Genomic DNA, 21,015 nt, shown 5'->3' with positions numbered 1-21,015 from the left:
CCAACATCGCGTAGCGCGTCTCCGACGATTTGCGGAACTTGCATGAAGACAGTGCGAGCGTTGTCCGGAACGCGACACCTCCGCGTCTCCGCGTGAACCCATTCTACCGACCATATCCGAAACGGATCGGTTGTGCGGCGCTTTGCCCCTGTGGGCCGCGCGAGCTGGAGATGGCCACCAAAATGGGTAGATCGTCTATGGCCACCCGCGGGCCTTTCGCTAGCCTTCCTTGCGTGCGGCAGTGCCGGCGAACATCCGTATCGCCTCTCCCGGCCGCTCGTTCAAACGAGGAAGGATGCTGATATGACCATCACCGTGAACCAGGAGGAATGGGCCGCATTAGGTACCGAGCAGCAGAATCTGATCGCCAGCATCATCAGCGAGAATTTCAAGGGCGAGACGATCGAACCCACACGCAGCGACCTAGCGGACACGGGAGAGCTCGGCGGCATTTGCCAGACGGGGTGCGACATCGCCCAGGCAGCGGCGATCTCGCTGTGCGGCAGGCTCCCGTTCGGTCAGGGCATCTGCATTGCGCTGGCGAAAACGGCCGGCGATGCATGCCGGAGCGCTTGCTGATCGACCGATCGTCCGGATCGGCTGTGCATGGTGCCGGTCCGGATACCGGGTTCGACGATGTTCGCACGCTTGTGGCCCGTGCTCGCATCTCGTAGCGAGGCGGCATGAAACGTCTTGCTGTGTATTGCGGGTCGGCGACGCCGGCCGATCCAACTTATATCGAGGGCGCCCGGGCGCTCGGGCTGGCTTTTGCCGAGCGGGGGATTGGCCTCGTTTATGGCGGCGGGCGGACGGGGCTGATGGGCGCGATCGCCGATAGCGCGCTTGCGGGCGGCGGCGAGGTTATCGGCGTCATTCCTCAGGCGCTGGTCGATGCGGAGGTGGCGCATCGGGGCTTACCGAACTGCATGTCGTGACCGGCATGCATCAGCGGAAGCAGATGTTCACGGACTTGAGCGACGGGTTCGTGACGATTCCGGGCGGGACCGGGACGATGGACGAACTGTGGGAGGCGTTGAGCTGGGCGCAGCTAGGCTATCATGCGGATCCGGTTGGGCTGCTGAATACCGCGGGCTATTATGATCACCTGATCGCGTTCTGGGAAAAGATGGGCGAGGTCGGGTTTTGCGGGCGCAGCACCGCGATCTGCTGATCGTGGCGGATACGCTGGACGTGCTGCTCGACCGGATGGCGGAACATGTGCCGACGCAGCCGATCGTGCGGATGAACGCGTCGGATTTGTGAAGTTGACGGCTCGCTCCAGCACCTGCCGCGACCCCAATGCTCGCCGCCCCCGGCGGAGGCCGGGGCCCAGTTGGGAAGGCCGCAGTAACGACGCGCAGCACCAGCCAATTCATGTGCCCCAACTGGGCCCCGGCCTCCGCCGGGGTGGTGGTGTTGGAGGGTAGGTCATGACCTCCCCCTGCCCTCCCGCGAGGCGATCGTTGCTACCGCGCACGAATCGATCTCGCGCGGGTCGAAGAGTTTTGCTGCGGCCAGCCTGTTGTTCGACAAGCCGACGCGCGAGCGTGCCTGGCTGTTATATGCGTGGTGCCGGCGGTGCGACGATATCGCGGACGGGCAGGATCATGGGCATGGCATGACCGTCGTCGAGGACGCCCCCGCCCGGCTGGTGGCGCTGTCGGCGATGACCGAGCAGGCGCTCGCGGGCGACTATGTCGGCGAGCCGGCGTTCGATGCGCTGCGGATCTTCGCGGCCGAAACGCGGCTGCCGAAGCGGTTTGCGCGCGATCTGGTCGAGGGGTTCGCGCTCGATGCGCGCGAGTGGCGGCCGCGGTCGGAGAACGATCTCTACAAATATTGCTACCATGTCGCGGGGGTCGTCGGGTGCATGATGGCGATCGCGATGGGCGTCGATCCCGACGACGAGGACACGCTCGATCGCGCGTGCGACCTGGGGATGGCGTTCCAGCTCGCCAATATCGCGCGCGATGTCGAGGAGGATGACCGGGTCGGGCGATGCTATCTGCCCGAGGACTGGCTGGTCGAGATGGACTTTCCGCCGGGGCAGCACATGAAGCCGCCGTTCCGCTCGCGGCTCGCGGTGTTGACGAAGCGGATGGCGGATCGGGCGGCGGCGTTCGAGGCGAGTGCGCGCGAGGGGACGCCGGCGCTGTCGTTCCGCTCGGCTTGGGCGGTGCTGTCGGCGGCGGGGATCTATGGCGCGATCGGGCGGACCGTGGCCGCTCGGGGGAGCATGCGTGGGATCACCGGGTGACGACGTCGGGGCTGCAGAAACTGGGATTTATCGCGAAGGCTGCGCGGGAAGCGGCGCGGCGGGAGACGCTGTATCCGCGGGCGCCGAGGGATGCGCGGTTGTGGACGCGGCCTCGCTAATTACCGACGTCTAGTTTGTTCTCCCGCGAAGGCGGGAGCCCAGTCTGGATCTCCGCCTTCGCGGGGAAACAGTTTAGCCCTGCGGCTTGGCCTTGCCGGCCTTCGCCATGATCACGCCGCTCGCACGGCAGTTCGCACCGATCATCGGATAGGGAACATCGGTGTTCTGCGCTAGCTGGTCGGGGAGTGCCGCGCGGCACTGCGCCATCGTCTCGTAGCGCGCCGGGATCACGCGCGCCTCGGTGCAGTTCACATTGCCGTCGCCGCAACCCATGATCGCCATGACGTAGAACAGCGGTTCCATTTCACTCTCCGGTTGCGACACGCCGTTGCGGCAGGACGTATCGATAAAAGCGACGAAGCGGCAGGATTGTTCCCCCAAATGCTTTCGCTAGGACTTGACTGCGCCTACATCGCGTCGATCCATGCCCCTGATACCTACACCTCCACCCGCGCGGACCAGCCGTTGCTGCCGACGCTTCGCCGCTTCCTGCCGTTCCTGTGGCCGGCGGGGCAGCCCAAGCTGAAGGCGCGGATCGTCGTCGCGATGCTGCTCGTGATCGCCTCGAAGCTGATCCAGGTGTTCGGCGCCGCGTTCACGCTGAAATACGCGGTCGACCGGATGGCGGGGAACGACCGTACCGCGCTGACGCTCGTCGTGCTGCTGGTGGTCGGGTACGCCGCGTCGCGGTTCGGGACGACGCTGTTCGACAATCTGCGCAATGCGGTGTTCGAGCGCGTCGGGCAGGATGCGTCGCGGCGGCTGGCGGCGCAGGTGTTTCGCCATCTGCATGCGCTGAGCCTCGATTTCCATTTGTCGCGGCGAACGGGTGCGGTCACCAAGGTGGTCGAGCGCGGCACCAAGAGCATCGACACGATGCTGTATTTCCTGCTGTTCAACATCGCGCCCACCGTGTTCGAACTGGTGCTGGTGCTCGGGTTGTTCTGGACCAAGTTCGGCTGGCCACTGGTCGTCGCGACGGTGGTGATGGTGGTCGGCTACATCCTTTTCACGCGGATGGTGACGGACTGGCGCAATGCGCTGCGTGCGCGGATGAACGACCTCGATACCGGCGCGGTCGCGCATGCTGTGGATTCGCTGCTGAACTTCGAGACGGTGAAGTATTTCGGCGCGGAGGAGCGCGAGGCGCGTCGGTACGACAGCGCGATCACGGCCTATTCCGAGGCGGCGGTGAAGAGCGAAAACTCGCTCGCGTGGCTGAACCTCGGCCAGGCGCTGATCACCAATGTGATGCTGGCGGGCGGCATGGGGTTCGTCGTGTGGCGGTGGAGCTGCGGGGAGGCGTCGGCGGGCGACGTGGTGTTCGTGTCGACGCTGCTGGCACAGCTGTTCCGGCCGCTCGACCTGTTGGGGATGGTGTATCGCACGATCCGGCAGGGGGCGCTCGACATGGCGGCGATGTTCGACCTGATCGATACGCCGGCGAGCGTGGTGGATGCGCCGGGCGCGCCTGCGCTGGCGGTGAGCGCGGGGCATGTGCGGTTCGAGGGGGTGTCGTTCGGGTATGACGCCGGGCGGCCGATTTTGCGCGATCTGGAGCTGGACGTACCTGCCGGCTCCACCTTGGCTGTCGTTGGGCCGTCGGGTGCGGGCAAGTCGACGCTCGCGCGGTTGCTGTACCGGTTCTACGATTTGACGGGCGGGCGGATCACCGTCGACGGGCAGGATATTTCGCAGGTGCGGCAAGCTTCGTTGCGCGCGGCGATCGGGATCGTGCCGCAGGACACGGTGCTGTTCAACGACACGATCGGATATAATATCGCTTATGGCCGCGAGGGGGCGGAGATGCCCGAGGTCGAGGCGGCCGCGAAGGGTGCGGCGATCTCGAGGTTCATCGAGCGCCAACCTTTGGCGTATGAGACGCGGGTCGGCGAGCGCGGGCTGAAGCTGTCGGGCGGCGAAAAACAGCGCGTGGCGATCGCGCGGACTTTGCTGAAGAACCCGCCGATCCTGATCCTGGACGAGGCGACGTCGGCGCTGGATAGCCGGACCGAGGCGGAAATCCTCGACACGCTGGAGGCGATCGAGCGCGGGCGCACGACGATCGTGATCGCGCACCGGCTGTCCACCGTGGTGCATGCGGACCAGATCGTCGTGCTGGAGGCGGGGCGGATCGTCGAGAAGGGCACGCACGGCGACTTGTTGCGGCAGGGCGGCGTGTATGCGGAAATGTGGAACCGGCAGGCGCAGGAGCGGGCTGGGGAAGCGGATGGGGCGCTGGCTGCGGAGTAACGGTGCGGGCGGCTCGTCAAGGCGCCTTCCTCCAAAGCCAGCGAGTTCGTACGACAAACTCTCAAGCCCGTTTCATCATCTGACTCCATTCGGCGCGCGTACCCCATGTCACCTCCCCGGCGGAGGCCGGGGTCCAGTTGGCAAGCGCTGCTGACGACAGTGGCGTTCCGTTACTGCGACCTCTCCAACTGGGCCTCGGCCTCCGCCGGGGTGGTGATGCTGCTTGGACGACGTGAAACCGGGCAGTTCCAGGGCCATCGTGCCGTGCGACTTATGCTCGGTGGGTCTGCGGAACGGTGGATGCCGGAACGAGCCCGGCATGACGGAGGGGCGCGGCGTACCTGCTGGTCGGCGCGTATTCGCGCTGCCCTTGTCCCACTGTGTCCACCCGGCGTAGGCCGGGGCCCAATTGGGGACGTTGCTAACGAAGGGCAGCGCGTCGTTATTGCCACCTTTCCACTTGGGCCCCGGCCTTAGCCGGGGTGGTTGTGGTTTGGGTGCTGGGTAGAACACCAGAGGCAGACAGCGCGACGCCCCTTCTGTTCCCTCGCGAACGCGAGGGGCCAGGAATCACGAGCGGTAGCGCTGCTTGGTCCTGGGCCCCCGCGTTCGCGAGGGAACAGAAGCGGGGCGGGGCTAGGCAGCGATTACACGGGGATCGAGGGATCAAGTTCGCGCAACCTAGCCTCGATCGCCTCCGAATACTGATAGATGTGCGTCAAATCCGACAGCAGATGCCGCGTCTCGTCCTTGCCCGCGAACATGCCGAGATACTTGGTCGTGATGCCGTTGAAGTGCATTCGCGCGACGGTCTTCCGGTTGTTGTCATCCAGCAAAATCGCGCAATACGACTTCGCATCGCGGACGATCACGCGTTTCGGGTCGACCAGGCGCGAGGCGATCGCCTGGATGATGTGGAAGCCCGAAATCTCCTCCTGCGTGGTGACGATGCCGTCGCCGTCGGACGGGTCGTCGTCCGCGTCCGGCGGCAGGTCCTCGACCGGGCTCGACGCCTTCAACGCCGACGACAGCCGTTCGTTGACGAAATCGCGGATCAGCGCGGCGATCGCGGGGGCGAGAAGCTTGGCGAAACCGTCCTTGATCGCCGGCGTCAGGCGGCCGCCATGGACGCGCTGCGCCATCATCCGGACGAACTCGTCGGAGGGTTCGGCGAACTCCTTCTCCAGTTCGAGGCGGATCAGCGACTGCGTCTTGAGGTTGCCCGCCTCCTGGACGATCTTGTCGATGTCGAACGCGGCCTTGGTGAATTTCTCGAGCGTGCGGATGTCGCCGGGCTTGATCGCGTCCATCGTGAAGGTGAAGAACGGCTTGTCGTCCATCTTGTTCGGGCGCTCGATGTCCGAATAGAATTGGTAGACGACGCCGTTGGTCAGCACCGCGAGCCGCGCGTCGGTGACGCTGAAATAGCGGAACAATTGCCCGGCGTGGTTGACGTTGAGCTGGACCGAGGACGGCTTGCACTCGATCAGGATCGACACTTTTCCGCCCGCGCAGATCGCGTAGTCGACCTTCTCGCCCTTCTTGGTGCCGACGTCCGCGGTAAATTCGGGGACGACTTCGGACGGATTGAAGACGTCGTAGCCGAGCGACTGGAGGAACGGCATGACGAGCGCGGTCTTCGCCGCTTCCTCGGTCAGCAGGACTTCGCGATGCTCGATCGTGCGCTTCTGCAGCTCGGCCAGCCTGATGTTCAGTTCCATGCGCGTCCCCCGGATTGTATGGGGAGGATGCAGGGACGAAGGGTCGCGGTCCATGATCGGACCGCGGCAGACTGGCCGGATATCGACGGAGTTTATCCGCAGGTGAGGCTGATCTGCTTGGCGGGTTTGTCGAAGACGATGGCGGAGCAGCGATCGAGCAGGTCGGCGCCGAGCGTCAGGCGGTCGCGCTTGGGGTCGCGTTTGCCCTTGGCGGTGACGACGATCTCGTCGGGGTCGGGCGGTGCGGCGTCGGCTTCGGGGATCGTGGCGGCGCTGCCGACGTCGCTGGTGCGGACGCCGAGCGTCGACAGCAGCAGCGGTCCGACCGGGAGCGGAGTGGCGAGCGTCATCGTCCGTACCGGCCGCGCGATGCCGAATGCGATCTCGACGGGTTCGGCACTGCCGGTGAGCGTGCCGCGCTGTGCCTCGGCGATCAGCGATGCGGCGTTGGCGGTGACGGTGGTGCGCGGGTGATAGGGATCGAAGCGGATTCGGACGGGCTGGCCGCCGATGATGATCTGCGCGAACTCGCCCGATAGCCGCCCGAACACGCCGCCGCCATCGACCATCGGCAGCGCGACCGTCCGTTCGCCCGCGCGGGGCGCGTGGAGGGCGATGCGCACGACGGATTCGGGGAGCGATCCCGGCCCGATGCTGCCATCGCCGACGGTCGCATAAGCACGGCCGATCCAGCGCGCGTCGATCGCGACCTTCTTGCGGCTGGGAAAGCCGATCCGGCGTTTCACGCGGGTGGCGCCGAGCGTCATCGGCCGCACGGTCGTAGCCTGCATCGCGCCCTGCCCGCCCACCGAATAGCCGAGCTCCATCATGCCGCCTTTCAACCCGAGCCGGTCGGCGGCGGCGGTGGTCATCAGGACGAGCCCGGGAGCGCCGGGATCGACGCGCAGCGTAACAGGCGTGCCGTCGATCGTCGCGGCGATCATGCCACCGATGGGCACGTCGCGAACCGGCGTTTCCTTGTCAGCGGCGGAGGCCGGGCTTCCGATCGGGAGGAGCGCCACCGAGAGGAACGCCGCGACACCGCCGCGAAAAATTGAGCCTGTCACGCCATTTCTCCCGAACCGATGCGAAAGGTGTCGCACATCGTGTCGCAGTCGCAACGATTTTCCGGGCGGGAATGAATGTATGCGCGCCCTCGACGGGGCGGCATGCCGCGCCTAGATCGCTTGGCAATGGCACTTGACCCCTTCCCGATCTCCAGCGCATCTTTGGCTTTCCTGATTTTCGTGGCGTGCAGCGCGATGTCGTCGATCGGGTGCTCGCGGGGCAGCGGACATTGGCGGTCATGCCGACGGGTGCGGGCAAGTCGCTGTGTTACCAGTTGCCGGCGACGATGCTGGAGGGGACGTGCGTGGTCGTGTCGCCGCTGATCGCGCTGATGCACGACCAGCTGCGCGCGGCGACCGCGGTTGGGATCAAGGCGGCGACTTTGACGTCGGTCGATACGAACCGTGAGGAGACGATCGCACGGTTTCGGGCGGGCGATCTGGACCTGTTGTATGTGGCGCCGGAGCGGGCTTCGAACGAGAGTTTCAGGAACCTGCTCAGCCAGGCCAAGCTCAGCCTGTTCGCGATCGACGAGGCGCATTGCGTCAGCGAGTGGGGGCATGATTTCCGGCCGGACTACCGGTTGCTGCGGCCGTTGCTCGACAGTTTTCCCGACGTGCCGCGGCTCGCGCTGACCGCGACTGCGGATGCGCATACGCGGGCGGATATCCTGGAGCAGCTGGGGATCTCGCGCGAGGGGCTGATCGTGTCGGGGTTCGACCGGCCGAACATCCGCTATGCGATCTCGGGGCGCGACAACGTCAACCGGCAGATCGCCGACATCCTGGAGAAGATCCCGGGGCCGGGGATCGTCTATGCGCAGACGCGCGCGGCGACCGAGAAGCTGGCGGAGGCGCTGGGGCGGAGCGGGCGACCGACGCGGGCCTATCATGCGGGGCTCGATCCGCAGGTGCGCGCGAAGAATCAGGCGGATTTCGTCGCGAGCGAGGACATGGTGATCTGCGCCACGGTCGCGTTCGGGATGGGGATCGACAAGCCCGACGTGCGGTTCGTGTGCCATGCCGGGCTGCCGAAATCGATCGAGGCCTATTATCAGGAGACCGGGCGCGCGGGGCGTGACGGCGATCCGGCGATCGCGCACCTGTTCTGGGGCGCGGAGGATTTCGCGCGGGCCCGGCAGCGGATCGGCGAGGTCGAGCCCGAGCGGCAGGCGGGCGAGCGGCAGCGGCTGACCGCGATGGGTGGGCTGGTCGAGACCGCCGGATGTCGGCGGCGGATCCTGCTCAAGCATTTCGGCGAGGACCGCCAAGAGGATTGCGGGAATTGCGACAATTGCCTCGGCAATGTCGATGCGGTGGATGCGACCGAGACCGCGCGGAAATTCCTGTCGGCGGTGTTTCGGACCGGGCAGATGTTCGGCGTCGGCTATATCGAGGGCATCCTGACCGGCGTGTCGTCGGAGCGGAGCCTGATGAACGGGCATGAGGCGCTGTCGGTGTACGGGATCGTCGATGGCGACGAGGTGGCGTTGCTGAAGCCCGTATCGCGCGCGCTGATGCTGAAGGATGCCTTGCGCACCAATCCGCATGGGGGCTGGAATTCGGGCCTGCCGCCAAGGCGATCCTGAAGGGCGAAGCGACGGTTTCGATCGTCGTGCCACCGAAGCGCGAGCGGCGGCGCAAGGCTGTCGCAGGTGCTACGCCGAACCCCGTGGACGATCCGCTGTTCGAAGCCTTGCGGGTACGGCGGCGCGATCTGGCGAAGGAGGCGGGCGTTCCGCCGTATGTGATCTTCCACGATTCGGTGCTGCGTGACATGGCGGCGCAGCGGCCGGCGTCGCGGGCGGCGCTCGCGGTGCTTTCAGGCATTGGCGCGCGGAAACTCGACGCCTATGGGGATGCCTTCCTCCAGGTGATCCGCGAGTCCGCATGATACGGCACATCAACGAAAGTATTTCGGTCGCGCCGCAGATCGGCGTCGAGCACGTCGCGGAGATCGCGGCGGCGGGGTTCAAGACGATCGTCAACAACCGGCCGGACGACGAGGATGCGGGGCAGCCTTCGGGTGACGCGATCCGTGCGGCGGCGGAGGCTGCGGGCCTCAACTATGTCGCGATCCCGGTGACTCATGCGGGCTTCTCGCATCCGCAGATCGACGCGATGACGCAGGCGCTGATCGATGCGGACGGGCCGGTGCTGGCGTATTGCCGGTCGGGGACGCGGAGCTGCAATCTGTGGGCGCTGGCGGCGGCGAAGGCGGGGCGGAACCTGAACCTGCTGCTCGCGCAGGCCGAGGACGCCGGGTATGACCTGCGCGGGATCCGACCGATGCTGGACGCGCTCGCAGGGCCGCGATGACGCCTGCGATCGTCGGCGGCGTCGTGGCTGCCGTGGCGGTGTTGCTAGGCGCCTTGATCTTGGTGGTCGTGCGGATGCGGCGGGTCGCGAAGATCGAGACGCCCGAGGAAGCAGCGGACGCGGCGCAGGCGCAGCTTGCCGGGTTCGCGGTGGCGGGCGCGGTGGTCGGGGCGGATGGCCGGGGCGCGCTGGCGATTGCGGACGATGGGCGGGTTGCTGCGGTGAAGCGGATCGGTAAGCGGTTGGCGGTGCGCGAGGTTTCTTGGCGGCGCGTGCGGGCGACGCGGGAGGGGATCCTGGTGGAGACCGGGGACCGGGCGCTGGGGGCGGTGATGCTGGCGCAGGTCGATGTGCTGGATATCCGGCGGTTGGCGCCCAAGGGCGTTCGGGTTTAGCCGGCGCATATTATCCGTTCGTCCTGAGTAGCTGCTGAGCTTGTCGAAGTGGCGTATCGAAGGAAGGGATTGGGCCGCGGGGCCTGTGCTTCGATACGCGCCCTCGATACGCTCCTGACGCAGCTACTCGGTCGCTACTCAGCACGAACGGGTCGGGGTGGAGGGCGGCGAGATTACTTTCCGCCCGACGCCTCTTGAGCACGCCCCGATCGGTTCTTGATGCCGGTCCCTTTCCAAAAAGGCTCCGTCATGCCGGACTGGTTCCGGCATCCACCGTTCCGCGTATTCGACGGATTTTTAGTGTGCGGGACCGTGGACCCCGGAACGAGTTCGGGGTGACCGGGCTCGACGCGATGCCTCCTAAAGAGCCTCCTAGCGAATAGCCGCCTAGCAAAGCACCACCCCGGCGGAGGCCGGGGTCCAGTTGGGGAACGGTGCTGACGACGGTTGCCCTTCGTTACCACGACCTTTCCAACTGGGCCCCGGCCTTCGCCGGGGTGGTGCCGGCGCTTAGGACATAAGGGGTGAACAGAGTCGGGGTGGCACTCTTCTGCTCTCCTTCCGCTCGCGGGAGGGGGCGGGGGAGGGGAGGGGTTAGCCCCATGGGCCGGACGCCAGTACGTACGTCGCTCCTCTCTAGCCCCTCCCGCAAGCGGAAGGGGGATTTAAATCTCGCCGCTTTGCTTGGTCCTGGGCTCCCGCTTTCGCGGGAGAACGAGGAAGAAGCGCCCCTTATCCTGCGTCCGACCTCAATCGAAGTACCCCTTCGGTCGACACCAAAAGGCCCGGTGTGTTGCCACACCGAGCCAAGGTTGTCCGCAGGAGGAACGTCGTGGGTGCGGGCTCGGGCGGCCCGCTACCGATCAGTTGTAGGCGCGCTCGCCGTGTTCGCCGATGTCGAGACCTTCGTGCTCGACTTCCGGCGAGACCCGCAGGCCGGTGACGGCCTTGGCGACGTAGATCGCGATCGTGGTGCCGATCGTGGCCCAGATGATCGTCACGATCACCGCCTGGAACTGCACGAAGAGCTTGGCGCCCATCGCATAGTCCGCAGCCCCGGGCCCGCCGAGCGACGGGGCGTAGACCACCGCGGTGCCGATCGCGCCGACCATGCCGCCGATGCCGTGGATCCCGAAGGCGTCGAGCGAGTCGTCATAGCCAAGCATCGGCTTGAGCTTCGAGACCGCCATAAAGCAGATCAGCGAGGCGATCGCGCCGAGGACGATGGCGCCGAACGGGCCGGAGTTGCCCGCAGCCGGCGTCACCGCGACGAGGCCGGCGACGATGCCCGAGCAGAAGCCGAGCGCCGAACCCTTGTGACCCGAGAGCTTCTCGGCAAGCATCCAGAACAGTGCGGCTGAGGCCGTGGCGACGAAGGTGTTGAGCATCGCGAGCGCGGCCGAACCGTTCGCCTCGAGTGCCGAGCCTGCGTTGAAGCCGAACCAGCCGACCCAGAGCAGCCCGGTGCCGATGCCGGTCATGACCAGCGAATGCGGTGCCATCGGCTCCTTCGGATAGCCGATGCGCTTGCCGAGGATCAGAGCCGCGACCAGCGCCGAGACGCCGGCGTTGATGTGGACCACGGTGCCGCCGGCGAAATCGAGTGCGCCCGCCTTGAAGAAATAGCCCGACGATGCCCACACCATGTGCGCGATCGGGAAGTAGACGATGGTGAGCCAGATCAGGCCGAACACCATCACCGCCGAGAACTTCATGCGCTCGACGACCGAGCCCAGGACCAGCGCGATGGTGATCGCGGCGAAGGTCATCTGGAAACAGATGAAGACATATTCGGGGATCTCGACGCCCGCCGTGAAGGTCGCCGCCTGCGAGGCGGGCGTGACGCCCTTCAGGAACGCCTTGTCGAAGCTGCCGATGAAGTTGCTGAGCAGCGGGTTGCTCACGTCCGGACCGAACGCCAGCGTATAGCCCCACATCACCCAGATCAGCATCGCGAGTGCCGCGACGGCGCCGATCTGAGTCATGGTCGACAGCATGTTCTTCGACCGCGTGAGACCGCCATAGAACAGCGCGAGGCCGGGCAGGATCATCATCAGGACGAGGACCGTCGAGGTCATCATCCAGGCGGTGTCGCCCTTGTTCACGGTGGCCACCACCGGTGCGGCTGCGGCTTGTGCCCAGGCGGGTGCGGCGGCGATCATCGCTGCTCCGAACCCTAGCGCCGAGACGGCGGCTGTCTTCATATCAAGCTTCATCATGTCCCCCTCAGAGCGCTGAATCGTCGGTTTCGCCGGTGCGGATGCGGACCGCCTGGCCGACGTCGAGCACGAAGATCTTGCCGTCGCCGATCGCGCCGGTGTTCGCCGAGGCCTGGATCGCCTCGACCACGCGGTCGGACAGGCTGGCGGCGCAGACCACCTCGATCTTGATCTTGGGCACCATGTTGGTGCTGTACTCGGCCCCCGATAGATCTCGGTCTGGCCCTTCTGACGGCCGAAACCCTTGACCTCGGTGACCGTCATGCCGGCCACGCCGATCGTGGTGAGCGCTTCGCGCACCTCGTCCAGCTTGAACGGCTTGATGATGGCAATGACGAGTTTCATCGCGGCCCTTCCCCTTGTTACGGGAGATGCCTCGCAATGTGCGTGCCAGTTGCGGTGTGGAGGGGTGAGGTGTGCTTTGGGAGCGGGCGGAGGGGCGGTCTGCGGTTAAAACTTGTGCAGTGCGGTGGAGGTGCCCGTTTTATGGGCACCCCATCCCCGCCCGCTGTTCTCCCGCGAAGGCGGGAGCCCAGGGTTACTGGCGATGGCGTTTGTGGTCCTGGCCCCCGCCTTCGCGGGGGAACAGTTAGTGAGCGTCCGGCGCGGCGAACTCAGTGGCGGAAGTGGCGCATGCCGGTGAAGACCATTGCCAAGCCGGCTTCGTCCGCCGCGGCGATGACGTCGGCGTCGCGGATCGAGCCGCCGGGCTGGATCACTGCCGTTGCACCCGCCTCGACCGCCGCGAGCAGGCCGTCGGCGAACGGGAAGAACGCGTCGGAGGCGACCGCCGAGCCGATCGTGCGCGGGGTGGACCAGCCGGCCTTGTCCGCGGCGTCCTTGGCCTTCCACGCGGCGATGCGCGCGGATTCGAGGCGGTTCATCTGGCCCGCGCCGATGCCCGCGGTGCTGCCGTCCTTGGCGTAGACGATCGCGTTGGACTTGGTGTGCTTGGCGACGGTCCAGGCGAAGCGGCAGTCGATCAGCTCCTGCTCAGTCGGCTGGCGCTTGGTGACGACGGTCAACTCACCCGGCGTGCCGTTGTCGCGGCCCTGGACAAGCCAGCCGCCGGCGATCGACTTTGCCGTCAAACCCGCGCGGGCGGGGTCGGGCAATTCGCCGGTCAGCAGCAGGCGAAGGTTCTTCTTGGCGGCGAACAGCGCGATCGCTTCTTCGTCGGCATCTGGGGCGACGACGACTTCGGTAAAGATGCCGGTGATTGCGCGCGCGGTCTCGGCGTCGAGCGTGCGGTTGACGGCGATGATGCCGCCGAATGCGGAGACCGTGTCGCAGGCGAACGCTGCGGCGTAGGCTTCGGCGAGCGTGGCGGCGGTGGCGACGCCGCAGGGGTTGGCGTGCTTGACGATCACGACGGAGGGGTCGGCGTCGCGGAATTCTGCGATGAGTTCGAGTGCGGCGTCGGCGTCGTTGAGGTTGTTGTAGCTGAGTGCCTTGCCCTGGAGCTGGCGCGCCTGGCCGATGCCGCGGACGTTGCCAGTTGCGGTGTAGAAGGCGGCGGACTGGTGCGGGTTCTCGCCGTAGCGGAGCGTGTCGCCGCGCTTGAGCGTGATCGGCAGGGTCGCGGGGAATTCCTCGGCCTGATCTACCGTGCCGAACCACGTTGCGATCGCCGAATCATAGGCGGCGGTGGTGGCGAACGCCTTGGCGGCGAGCGTCTTGCGGTCGTCGAGCGTGGTGGTGCCGCCCGAGACCAGCGGATAGTCGGCGGGGTCGGTGACGATCGCGACATAGGCGTGATTCTTGGCGGCCGAGCGCACCATGCTGGGGCCGCCGATGTCGATGTTCTCGATCACGGTGTCGCGGTCGGCGCCCTTCGCGACGGTTGCCTCGAACGGGTAGAGGTTGACGATCACGAGGTCGATCGCGCCGATCTGGTGTTCGGCCATCGAGGCGGCGTGACCGGCGTCGTCGCGCACCGCGAGGAGCCCGCCGTGGACCATCGGGTGGAGCGTCTTGACACGGCCGTCCATCATTTCGGGGAAGCCGGTGAGTTCGCTGACGTCGCGCACTTCGAGGCCGGCGGCGCGCAGAGCCGTGGCGGTGCCGCCGGTGGAGACGAGTTCGACGCCGTGGCTCGCGAGCGCCTTGCCGAGATCGACGATCCCGGTCTTGTCGGAGACGGACAGGAGCGCGCGCTTGATCGGGATGCTGGTCATGAGGGTCTTTCGTGGAGTCGCCGTTCGGCGGGCCTTAGCGTCGGTTGACGTTGGGGAACAGAGGGGGTGTGGGGATGGCTCCGTCGTCTCTCCGTCATCCTGACGAAAGTCAGGACCCAGAGCCACACAGGCAATCGCTCGGTATCCTGGGTCCTGACTTTCGTCAGGATGACGGAGTGGGTTGATGCTGTTCTTCGAAATGCAAAGGCAGACGGAAATCAGGCCTTCTTCAGGGCCCAGCTCACACTCGCGCCGCCGGCCGCCGCTTCGCCCGTGATCATCAGTTGCTGCGTCGCGACGGGGCGGCCGTCGGCGTCGATCCAGACGCTGTCCTCCACCACCAGCGCACCGCCTCGGCAGCGGAATTGCCACAATGGGCCGCCAGGGAGGCGGAGGATCGCGCCTAGGCCGTCCGCGGTGGGCGAGACTTGGACGCCTTCGCCGAGGTGGAAGCGGATCGCGAAAAGCGACAATCCGGTGCGGCGCTTGCGGCCTTGCGGCAGCAGCGCGTCCTCGCCGCGGAGTTCGCGGCCGTCGCCGGTCAGCATCAACTGGCGGCGGTGGAGGAAGCCCCAACGGCGGACGTAACCGTCGTGGCTCGCCTCGATCCGGCTGGCGGCGTCCGATTCCTGGCGGCTGAGTTCGACCTCCGCCACGCCGCGACCGAGCGTGCCGTCGGCGTGGATCGCGGTGGAGTTGCTGTCGGCGATCGTCAGTGTGGAGTGGGCGGCGGTGGAGCGCAGGCCTTCGACCATCGCGGGCGGGAGCTGGGCGATGCCCGCGCGCGCACCGCCGCAGTTGACGACGATGCGCGCGGGACCGTCGGAGAATTCGAACGCGAGCGTCGAGGCACAGCCGCCTTCGACGAGGCGCGCGATCGGTGGCGGGGCGGCGTCGACGATCAGGACGGCGGTGCCGGCGGCGAGGCGTTGATAGCCCCAGTCGCGCGCCTGGCGGAGCGGGCGGGTGCGGACGCCGCTGGCTTCGATGACCGCGGCGACCTGCGTTTCGGTGGTGGGCCCGCCGCCCTGCCAGCTCGACAGGCCGCGATCGGCGTGCGCGACGCCGAGCAGGGCGGCGACCATCCGGGAAAGCGTGACAGCGACCGTTTCGGGCAATTCGGCGCTGCGGGCGGCGTAGCTTTCCTGGAGCAGGGTGAGCAACTGGATCGAATCGAGCAGCATCGCCGGGCTGCGTGAGACCGAGCCGCCATCGTCGAACAGACCGGTGCCGAGTGCGCGGAGCAGACCTGCCTCCCCGAATGCCTGGCGGGGCTCGCCGCCGGGGATCAGCAGGCCAGCGGCGACGACTCCGCACCAGGCGGCGATGCGGGGCGCACCCGCGGGGCCTTGTCGGCGGTGCGATCGAGGTGGAGCGCGCCCTTCGCAAGCGCGTTCAAGACCTTGGAGCGGTAGATCTGGTCGGAGGACGACAGGATCAGCGGGGCATGCGCGGTCCAGGCGAGGATGCGGCGGCCCCACATGTCCGGGCGCCACGCGATCCCGCCCTGCGTATCGGCGTGCGCGGTCAGCCAGAGTCCCATCAGATATTCGGCGATCGGTGCGCCACGCGCACGCGTAGCGACGGTCGAGAGGTCGCGAAGCCAGGCGAAACTGTGAAGGTATTCGGCGAACGGCTTTGGGAGCGGCTTGGCGAGATCGAGCGTCTCGATATCGCGCGCCTCGCCCCGGAACGAGAGGACGCCTTCCAGCAGCATCGTGCCGCGGGGAATATCGCCGAGGATGGGGTCTTCAGGGACCGCGATCAGCTTCAGCGGATACCGCCCCTTGAGGCGGAGCGTGTGGAGCGGGGTGCGCCACGTCAGTCGGTGGAAGCGCTCGGCCAGGCGATCGGCGAGCGACAGCCCCTTGTCGCCGCCGAGACGGATCAGGCGGCGGCCTTCGTCGATCCCGTCGGGGGCGGGATCGGTCACGGATCGCGCATTGGATCAGGCGTGGCGTTCACCCCCGCAACGCGGCGATGTTGGCGGCGTAGCGATCGGGGCCGCCGCGGAAGACCGAGGTGCCCGCGACCAGCGCGTCCGCGCCGGCCTCGATGCAGCGCTTCGCCCACTCCGCGTCGACGCCGCCATCGACTTCGAGATCGATCGCGCGGCCGCTCTTTTCGATCATATTGCGGATCGCGGAGATCTTCTTGAGCTGGCTGGGGATGAAGCTCTGGCCGCCGAAGCCTGGGTTGACGCTCATCACGAGGACGAGGTCGACCATGTCCATGAGGTAGTCGAGCATCTTCGCCGGGGTGCCGGGGCAGATGACGATTCCAGCGCGCTTGCCGAGGCTCTTGATGTGCTGGAGCGAGCGGTGGATGTGCGGGCCGGCTTCGTAATGCACGGTGATGCAGTCGGCGCCGGCCTCCGCGAACGCGTCGAGATACGCGTCGACGGGCGAGATCATCAAATGGACGTCGAACGGCTTGGTGGTGACGCCGCGGACCGACTTCATGACCGCGGGGCCGAACGAGATGTTGGGGACGAAATGGCCGTCCATCACGTCGATATGGATCCAGTCGGCGCCGGCTGCGTCGATGGCGCGGACTTCCTCGCCGAGTTTCGAGAAATCGGCGGAGAGGATCGAGGGGGCGATGCGGACGGGTTGCATGATTTTGTCCTAGCGCGGGATTCGGTTGGTGCGAAGTCCTCGTCGATCTCCCCTGCAAGGGGAGGTGGCACCGAAGGTGACGGAGGGTGATACGCTCTCGACAGGGCGATACCCCTCCGTCGCTTCGCGCCACCTCCCCTTGCAGGGAGGATTATTTAGCTGCGCTTCAGGCGGGCGATGAAGAAGCCGTCGCAGCCGCCCTGGTCCGCCAGCATGCCGGGGAGCGTGCGGATGGTGCTCTGCCTCGGTCGGCGTGATGCCGGCGGGGAGTTCGGACTGGTCGACCGGGGCGATCGTGTAGTCGCTGCGGGCGGCGAGGAACGCGTCGAGCTGCGCTTCGCCTTCGGAGGGTTCGAGCGAGCAGGTGGCGTAGACCAAGGTGCCACCGGGCTTCACCCAGTCCGCCGCCCGCGCGAAGATCCGCGCCTGCAACGCCGCGGTCTCGGCGATGATCGAGGGGCGGACGCGGTGGAGGACGTCGGGGTGGCGGCGGAAGATGCCGGTCGCGCTGCACGGTGCGTCGATCAGGATCGCGTCGGCGGGCTCGCTCGGCGCCCATTCGAGGATGTCGGCGTTGACGACCTCGGCCTTAAGATGCGTGCGGTAGAGGTTTTCGCGCAGGCGCTTGATGCGGCTCTGCGAATTGTCGACCGAGGTGACGGTCCAACCTGCGCTCGCGAGCTGGAGCGTCTTGCCGCCGGGGCTGCGCAGAGATCGAGGACATGGCCCTCCCCTTGCCCAGCAGGCGCGCGGGGAGCGAGGCGGCGATGTCCTGCACCCACCAGGCGCCGTCGCCGAAGCCTGCCATGTCGGGGACGGAGTCGTGGTCGCCGAGGCGGAGGTGGCCGGGCATGAAGCTCTCGCCGCCCAGTTTTTCCCGCCAGCCTTCGGTTTCGGACGGATCGGCGATCGTCAGGTCGAGCGGCGGCACCTGCGCGATCGCGCGGCCGGCGGCATCGACCATCTCCTCGCCCCACGCTGCCTCCCAGCGCAGTTCGACGGGGGCCGGCAGCGTCGGCACTTCGGGGAGCAGCATGTTGGCGCGGAAAAGCGTGCCGAACACGCCGTGGACGAGCTTGCGCGGGCCGCCATCGACCAGCGGCAAAACGGTCGAGATCGCGGCGTGCGAGGGCGTGCCGAGGATCAGCACCTGGACGAGCGCGATCCGGAGCGCCATCCGCGCCTTCGCATCATCGGGCAAATTGGTCTTGGTGACCGAATCGATCATCGCGTCGAGATCGGGGAGGCGGCGCAGCGTCTCGGCGGCGATCGCATGCGCGAGGCCGCGGTCGGGTCCGTGGATCGCGCGCGTGGCGGCGGGCAATGCAGATTCGAGCGACTCGCCGCGGCGGAGCACGGCGTCGAGCAGCCGGAGCGCGGCGCGACGGGTGGGGACGCCGAGCGGCTCGGGGCGTGGGTATAGTCGGGCATCAAAGGTCCTTCGCGTTCGGTTTGCCGCGCAGCTGTTATGGCAAAATCGCGTGGCAGCGCCCATGTGGCGGTTACGACGCCAACACGCAAATCCGGAGAGCGACGATGGGCCAGCGCCCCGATCATGTTAAGCCACCCGAGTATCTCGCGAAGACCACGCCGGTGCCGAAGCCCGAGCCGATCGTGCCGGACAAGGATCCCGAACCGCGCAATCCTACGCGCTATGGGGATTGGGAGCTTAAGGGCATGGCGATCGATTTTTGAGGCTCGTGTTACCTTCCTCCACCCCGGCGGAGGCCGGGGCCCAAGTGGAGAGGTGGTCGTAACGTAGCGCTGCCCTTCGTTAGCGACGTTTCCCAATTGGGCCCGGCCTTCGCCGGGGTGGTGTTCGGATGCAATCTACGCCAGCGATCCTGACGCAGGCGGAACGAATATCCTTTCGGCGCGTCGCCGTGACATGAGGGGATTCTTCGCAAAACGCTGGGTGAAAATCACCGGCATCGTCGTCGCGAGCGTGCTCGTGCTGGGGCTGGTGGGGTTTGCGGCGTTTCCGTGGGGATCGCTGAAGGGCGTGATTGAGCGGCAGCTGACCGCGCGGTTCGGGCGGCGGGTGACGATCGGCGGGATCGAGCGGGTCGATGCGTTCGGGTTCAATCCGACGATCCGGATCATGAACGTGCGCATCCCGCAGGCCGACTGGGCCGGCAAAGGCGATTTCGTCCAACTGCGCCTAGCTGAAGCGACGTTTTCCGGGCTCGCGCTGCTGAAAGGCGCATTCGGGCCGCGCGACGTGAAGGCGCGCGGGCTGCATTTGGTGATGGTGCGCGACAGGAACGGGCGGACGAATTGGGAGCGGCCGGGCAAGCCCAAAGGCGGGAGCAGTTCGACCGATCTCGAGGGGCTGACGATCCGCGACAGCGTGATCGAGTATCGCGACGACAAGGAGGATCGCTTCGTCAAGGCGCGGTTCGCGTCGGATCCGGTGCACGGGATCCGGGCGAACGGTAGCGGGACGATCCGCGGCGCTGCGGTGCGGATCGGCGTCGCAGGGCCGTCGATCGACAAGTTTCACGGCAAGCCTTGGCCGTTCACCGCCTCGATCGATGGCGAAAAGCTGTCGGTGACCGCCAAGGGCCTCATGGACAACCCGCTCGATACCGATGCGATGACGCTGGACGTCACGGCGCGCGCGACCGATCTGAAGCTGATCGACGCGGTGATCGAGGCGGGGCTGTTCCGCACGCAGCCGGTGTCGTTCAGCGCGCATGTCCGTCACGACTCTCCGAAATGGACGATCACGCAGCTGAAGGGTGTGGTCGGGCGCTCGGATTTTACCGGTCACGTGACGGTCGACAAGCAGGCGGGGCGCAGCAAGGTCGACGGCGACATCGTGTCGCGCCAGTTCGACTTCGGCGACCTCGCCTCGGACGAGGGCAAGGCCGAGGGTGCCGCGCTGGAACGTCGGATCGGGCCTCGGCTGGTGCCCAACACGCGGATCGATATCGGCAAGATCGATACGACGGACGCGCGGATGGGGTTTCGGATTGGGCGGATCATCAGCGCCAAGGGTTCGTCGCCGATCCTATCCGCGAAGGGCACGCTGGCGATCGATCATCAACTTCTGACGCTCGGCGATCTGGTCGCGCGACTGCCGCATGGCAACGTCACGGGCAAGGTGACGGTCGACCAGCGCGGCGACCGGAAGGTGCCGATCGTCGATATCGACCTACGGTTGCGCGGGAGCAGCGTGCAAGATCTGGCGGGCGGCGGCGGCGATTTCAGCGGCAACGTTAGCGCGCACGTGCGGTTGAAGGGACCGGGCGAGACGATCCGCGCGGCGGTCGGGCGGTCGAACGGGACGATCGGGTTCGTCGCGCGCGACGGGCAGTTGCCGCAGGGGATCGCCGCCGCGCTGGGGTTCGATGCGGCGCGGGCGCTGCTGGCGAAGGATGGTGAGCGCGCGGGTCTGCGATGCGTGGTGTTGAAGCTGGACGTGACGGGCGGGCGCGGGCGAGTCGATCCGATGATCGTCGATACGACGGCCAGCCAGTTGCGGGGGCCGGCAGCGTGGTGTTCCCGGGGAGACGTTGGATATTCGACTGACGGGCACGCCGAAACAGCATGCGCTGCTGCGGTTGCCGGGGTCGGCGTACATGACGGGGACGATCGAGCGGCCGACCGTGACGATCCCGCCCGAGGTGAAGTCGGTGGGAAATATCTTCAAGGCGATCGGGCGGGCGATTTCGGGGAAGCAGGGCCCGGTCGCGGGGGATGCGGATTGTTCGGGGCTGGCGGCGCGGGTGTTGCGGTAACTTCTAATCCTCCCCTTTAAGGGGAGGTGGCAGCCCGCTTGGGCTGACGAAGGGGTGTCCGCGCCATCGAGAGGGTATCACCCCTCCGTCTGGCAAGCGCCAGCCACCTCCCCTTGCAGGGGAGGA

General features: G+C 66.9%; 12 protein-coding genes and 6 pseudogenes. 9 read left to right on the top strand and 9 right to left on the bottom strand.

From position 1 onward, the window contains the following. The first annotated feature begins 303 nt into the window (after positions 1-303). From AC0IX7_RS15850 to AC0IX7_RS15840, 3 genes and pseudogenes are all read left to right on the top strand, one after another. A complete protein-coding gene (locus tag AC0IX7_RS15850; RefSeq protein WP_471812768.1) occupies positions 304-579 on the top strand; it encodes a hypothetical protein in 276 nt (91 codons plus the stop codon). A 104-nt stretch (positions 580-683) separates the two neighbouring features. After that, positions 684-1,263, top strand: a pseudogene (locus AC0IX7_RS15845) (LOG family protein). A gap of 196 nt (positions 1,264-1,459) precedes the next feature. Then, positions 1,460-2,376, top strand: a pseudogene (locus AC0IX7_RS15840) (phytoene/squalene synthase family protein). 73 nt (positions 2,377-2,449) lie between these two features. Here the strand turns inward: AC0IX7_RS15840 and AC0IX7_RS15835 are convergent. Beyond that, entirely contained in the window at positions 2,450-2,680 is a 231-nt protein-coding gene (locus AC0IX7_RS15835; protein ID WP_471812766.1) for a hypothetical protein, read from the bottom strand. Between the two features lie 162 nt (positions 2,681-2,842). Here AC0IX7_RS15835 and AC0IX7_RS15830 point away from each other — a divergent pair, with 162 nt between their 5' ends. Further along, positions 2,843-4,630, top strand: coding sequence for an ABCB family ABC transporter ATP-binding protein/permease (locus tag AC0IX7_RS15830; RefSeq protein ID WP_471812765.1), 1,788 nt, complete (start codon positions 2,843-2,845; stop codon positions 4,628-4,630). Positions 4,631-5,277: 647 nt separating this feature from the next. On the opposite strand, the gene AC0IX7_RS15825 is transcribed toward AC0IX7_RS15830, so the two are convergent. Continuing rightward, entirely contained in the window at positions 5,278-6,351 is a 1,074-nt protein-coding gene (locus AC0IX7_RS15825; protein WP_471812764.1) for a type I restriction endonuclease, read from the bottom strand. Between the two features lie 92 nt (positions 6,352-6,443). Next, the gene (locus tag AC0IX7_RS15820) at positions 6,444-7,418 is read right to left on the bottom strand and encodes an aspartyl protease family protein (RefSeq protein WP_471812763.1); all 975 of its coding nucleotides are present in this window, start codon (positions 7,416-7,418) and stop codon (positions 6,444-6,446) included. Between the two features lie 158 nt (positions 7,419-7,576). On the opposite strand from AC0IX7_RS15820, the pseudogene recQ reads away from it, so the two are divergent. The 3 genes and pseudogenes from recQ to AC0IX7_RS15805 all read left to right on the top strand — a co-directional run bounded on the left by recQ (position 7,577) and on the right by AC0IX7_RS15805 (position 10,132). Next, positions 7,577-9,312 (top strand): annotated as a pseudogene (gene recQ, locus AC0IX7_RS15815) (DNA helicase RecQ). Beyond that, the gene (locus AC0IX7_RS15810) at positions 9,309-9,737 is read left to right on the top strand and encodes a protein tyrosine phosphatase family protein (protein WP_471812761.1); all 429 of its coding nucleotides are present in this window, start codon (positions 9,309-9,311) and stop codon (positions 9,735-9,737) included. The pseudogene recQ and the gene AC0IX7_RS15810 overlap by 4 nt, the downstream one beginning before the upstream one ends. After that, positions 9,734-10,132 (top strand): hypothetical protein, encoded by a 399-nt coding sequence (locus AC0IX7_RS15805; RefSeq protein WP_471812760.1) that lies wholly within the window; start codon positions 9,734-9,736, stop codon positions 10,130-10,132. The genes AC0IX7_RS15810 and AC0IX7_RS15805 overlap by 4 nt, the downstream gene beginning before the upstream one ends. Before the next feature lie 863 nt (positions 10,133-10,995). On the opposite strand, the gene AC0IX7_RS15800 is transcribed toward AC0IX7_RS15805, so the two are convergent. From AC0IX7_RS15800 to AC0IX7_RS15775, 6 genes and pseudogenes are all read right to left on the bottom strand, one after another. After that, entirely contained in the window at positions 10,996-12,336 is a 1,341-nt protein-coding gene (locus tag AC0IX7_RS15800; protein ID WP_471812759.1) for an ammonium transporter, read from the bottom strand. A gap of 22 nt (positions 12,337-12,358) precedes the next feature. Beyond that, positions 12,359-12,696 (bottom strand): annotated as a pseudogene (locus tag AC0IX7_RS15795) (P-II family nitrogen regulator). 269 nt (positions 12,697-12,965) lie between these two features. Beyond that, positions 12,966-14,528 (bottom strand): bifunctional phosphoribosylaminoimidazolecarboxamide formyltransferase/IMP cyclohydrolase, encoded by a 1,563-nt coding sequence (purH, locus tag AC0IX7_RS15790; protein WP_471812757.1) that lies wholly within the window; start codon positions 14,526-14,528, stop codon positions 12,966-12,968. Between the two features lie 218 nt (positions 14,529-14,746). Beyond that, positions 14,747-16,461: pseudogene (locus AC0IX7_RS15785) on the bottom strand (heparinase II/III family protein). A gap of 28 nt (positions 16,462-16,489) precedes the next feature. Beyond that, entirely contained in the window at positions 16,490-17,146 is a 657-nt protein-coding gene (gene rpe / locus AC0IX7_RS15780) for a ribulose-phosphate 3-epimerase (protein ID WP_471812755.1), read from the bottom strand. 155 nt (positions 17,147-17,301) lie between these two features. After that, positions 17,302-18,515: pseudogene (locus AC0IX7_RS15775) on the bottom strand (RsmB/NOP family class I SAM-dependent RNA methyltransferase). A 167-nt stretch (positions 18,516-18,682) separates the two neighbouring features. On the opposite strand from AC0IX7_RS15775, the gene AC0IX7_RS15770 reads away from it, so the two are divergent. Next, complete coding sequence (locus AC0IX7_RS15770) at positions 18,683-18,841, top strand: DUF1674 domain-containing protein (RefSeq protein ID WP_471812754.1); 159 nt, start codon at positions 18,683-18,685, stop codon at positions 18,839-18,841. A gap of 220 nt (positions 18,842-19,061) precedes the next feature. Then, positions 19,062-20,909 (top strand): AsmA family protein, encoded by a 1,848-nt coding sequence (locus AC0IX7_RS15765; RefSeq protein ID WP_471812753.1) that lies wholly within the window; start codon positions 19,062-19,064, stop codon positions 20,907-20,909. The last annotated feature ends 106 nt before the right edge of the window (positions 20,910-21,015 follow it).

It is taken from the genome of Sphingomonas sp. AC411, assembly GCF_979253035.1.
Note: the sequence above shows the minus strand (reverse complement) of the source record. Positions and strands in the feature narration are given on the sequence as shown.

Excerpts from the sequence above, each read along its gene's own strand:
- AC0IX7_RS15835 (WP_471812766.1), bottom strand. The coding sequence starts at position 2,680 with ATGGAACCGCTGTTCTACGTCATGGCGATCATGGGTTGCGGCGACGGC.
- AC0IX7_RS15805 (WP_471812760.1), top strand. The coding sequence starts at position 9,734 with ATGACGCCTGCGATCGTCGGCGGCGTCGTGGCTGCCGTGGCGGTGTTG.
- AC0IX7_RS15800 (WP_471812759.1), bottom strand. The coding sequence starts at position 12,336 with ATGAAGACAGCCGCCGTCTCGGCGCTAGGGTTCGGAGCAGCGATGATC.
- purH (WP_471812757.1), bottom strand. The coding sequence starts at position 14,528 with ATGACCAGCATCCCGATCAAGCGCGCGCTCCTGTCCGTCTCCGACAAG.
- AC0IX7_RS15825 (WP_471812764.1), bottom strand. The coding sequence starts at position 6,351 with ATGGAACTGAACATCAGGCTGGCCGAGCTGCAGAAGCGCACGATCGAG.
- AC0IX7_RS15810 (WP_471812761.1), top strand. The coding sequence starts at position 9,309 with ATGATACGGCACATCAACGAAAGTATTTCGGTCGCGCCGCAGATCGGC.
- rpe (WP_471812755.1), bottom strand. The coding sequence starts at position 17,146 with ATGCAACCCGTCCGCATCGCCCCCTCGATCCTCTCCGCCGATTTCTCG.
- AC0IX7_RS15770 (WP_471812754.1), top strand. The coding sequence starts at position 18,683 with ATGGGCCAGCGCCCCGATCATGTTAAGCCACCCGAGTATCTCGCGAAG.
- AC0IX7_RS15850 (WP_471812768.1), top strand. The coding sequence starts at position 304 with ATGACCATCACCGTGAACCAGGAGGAATGGGCCGCATTAGGTACCGAG.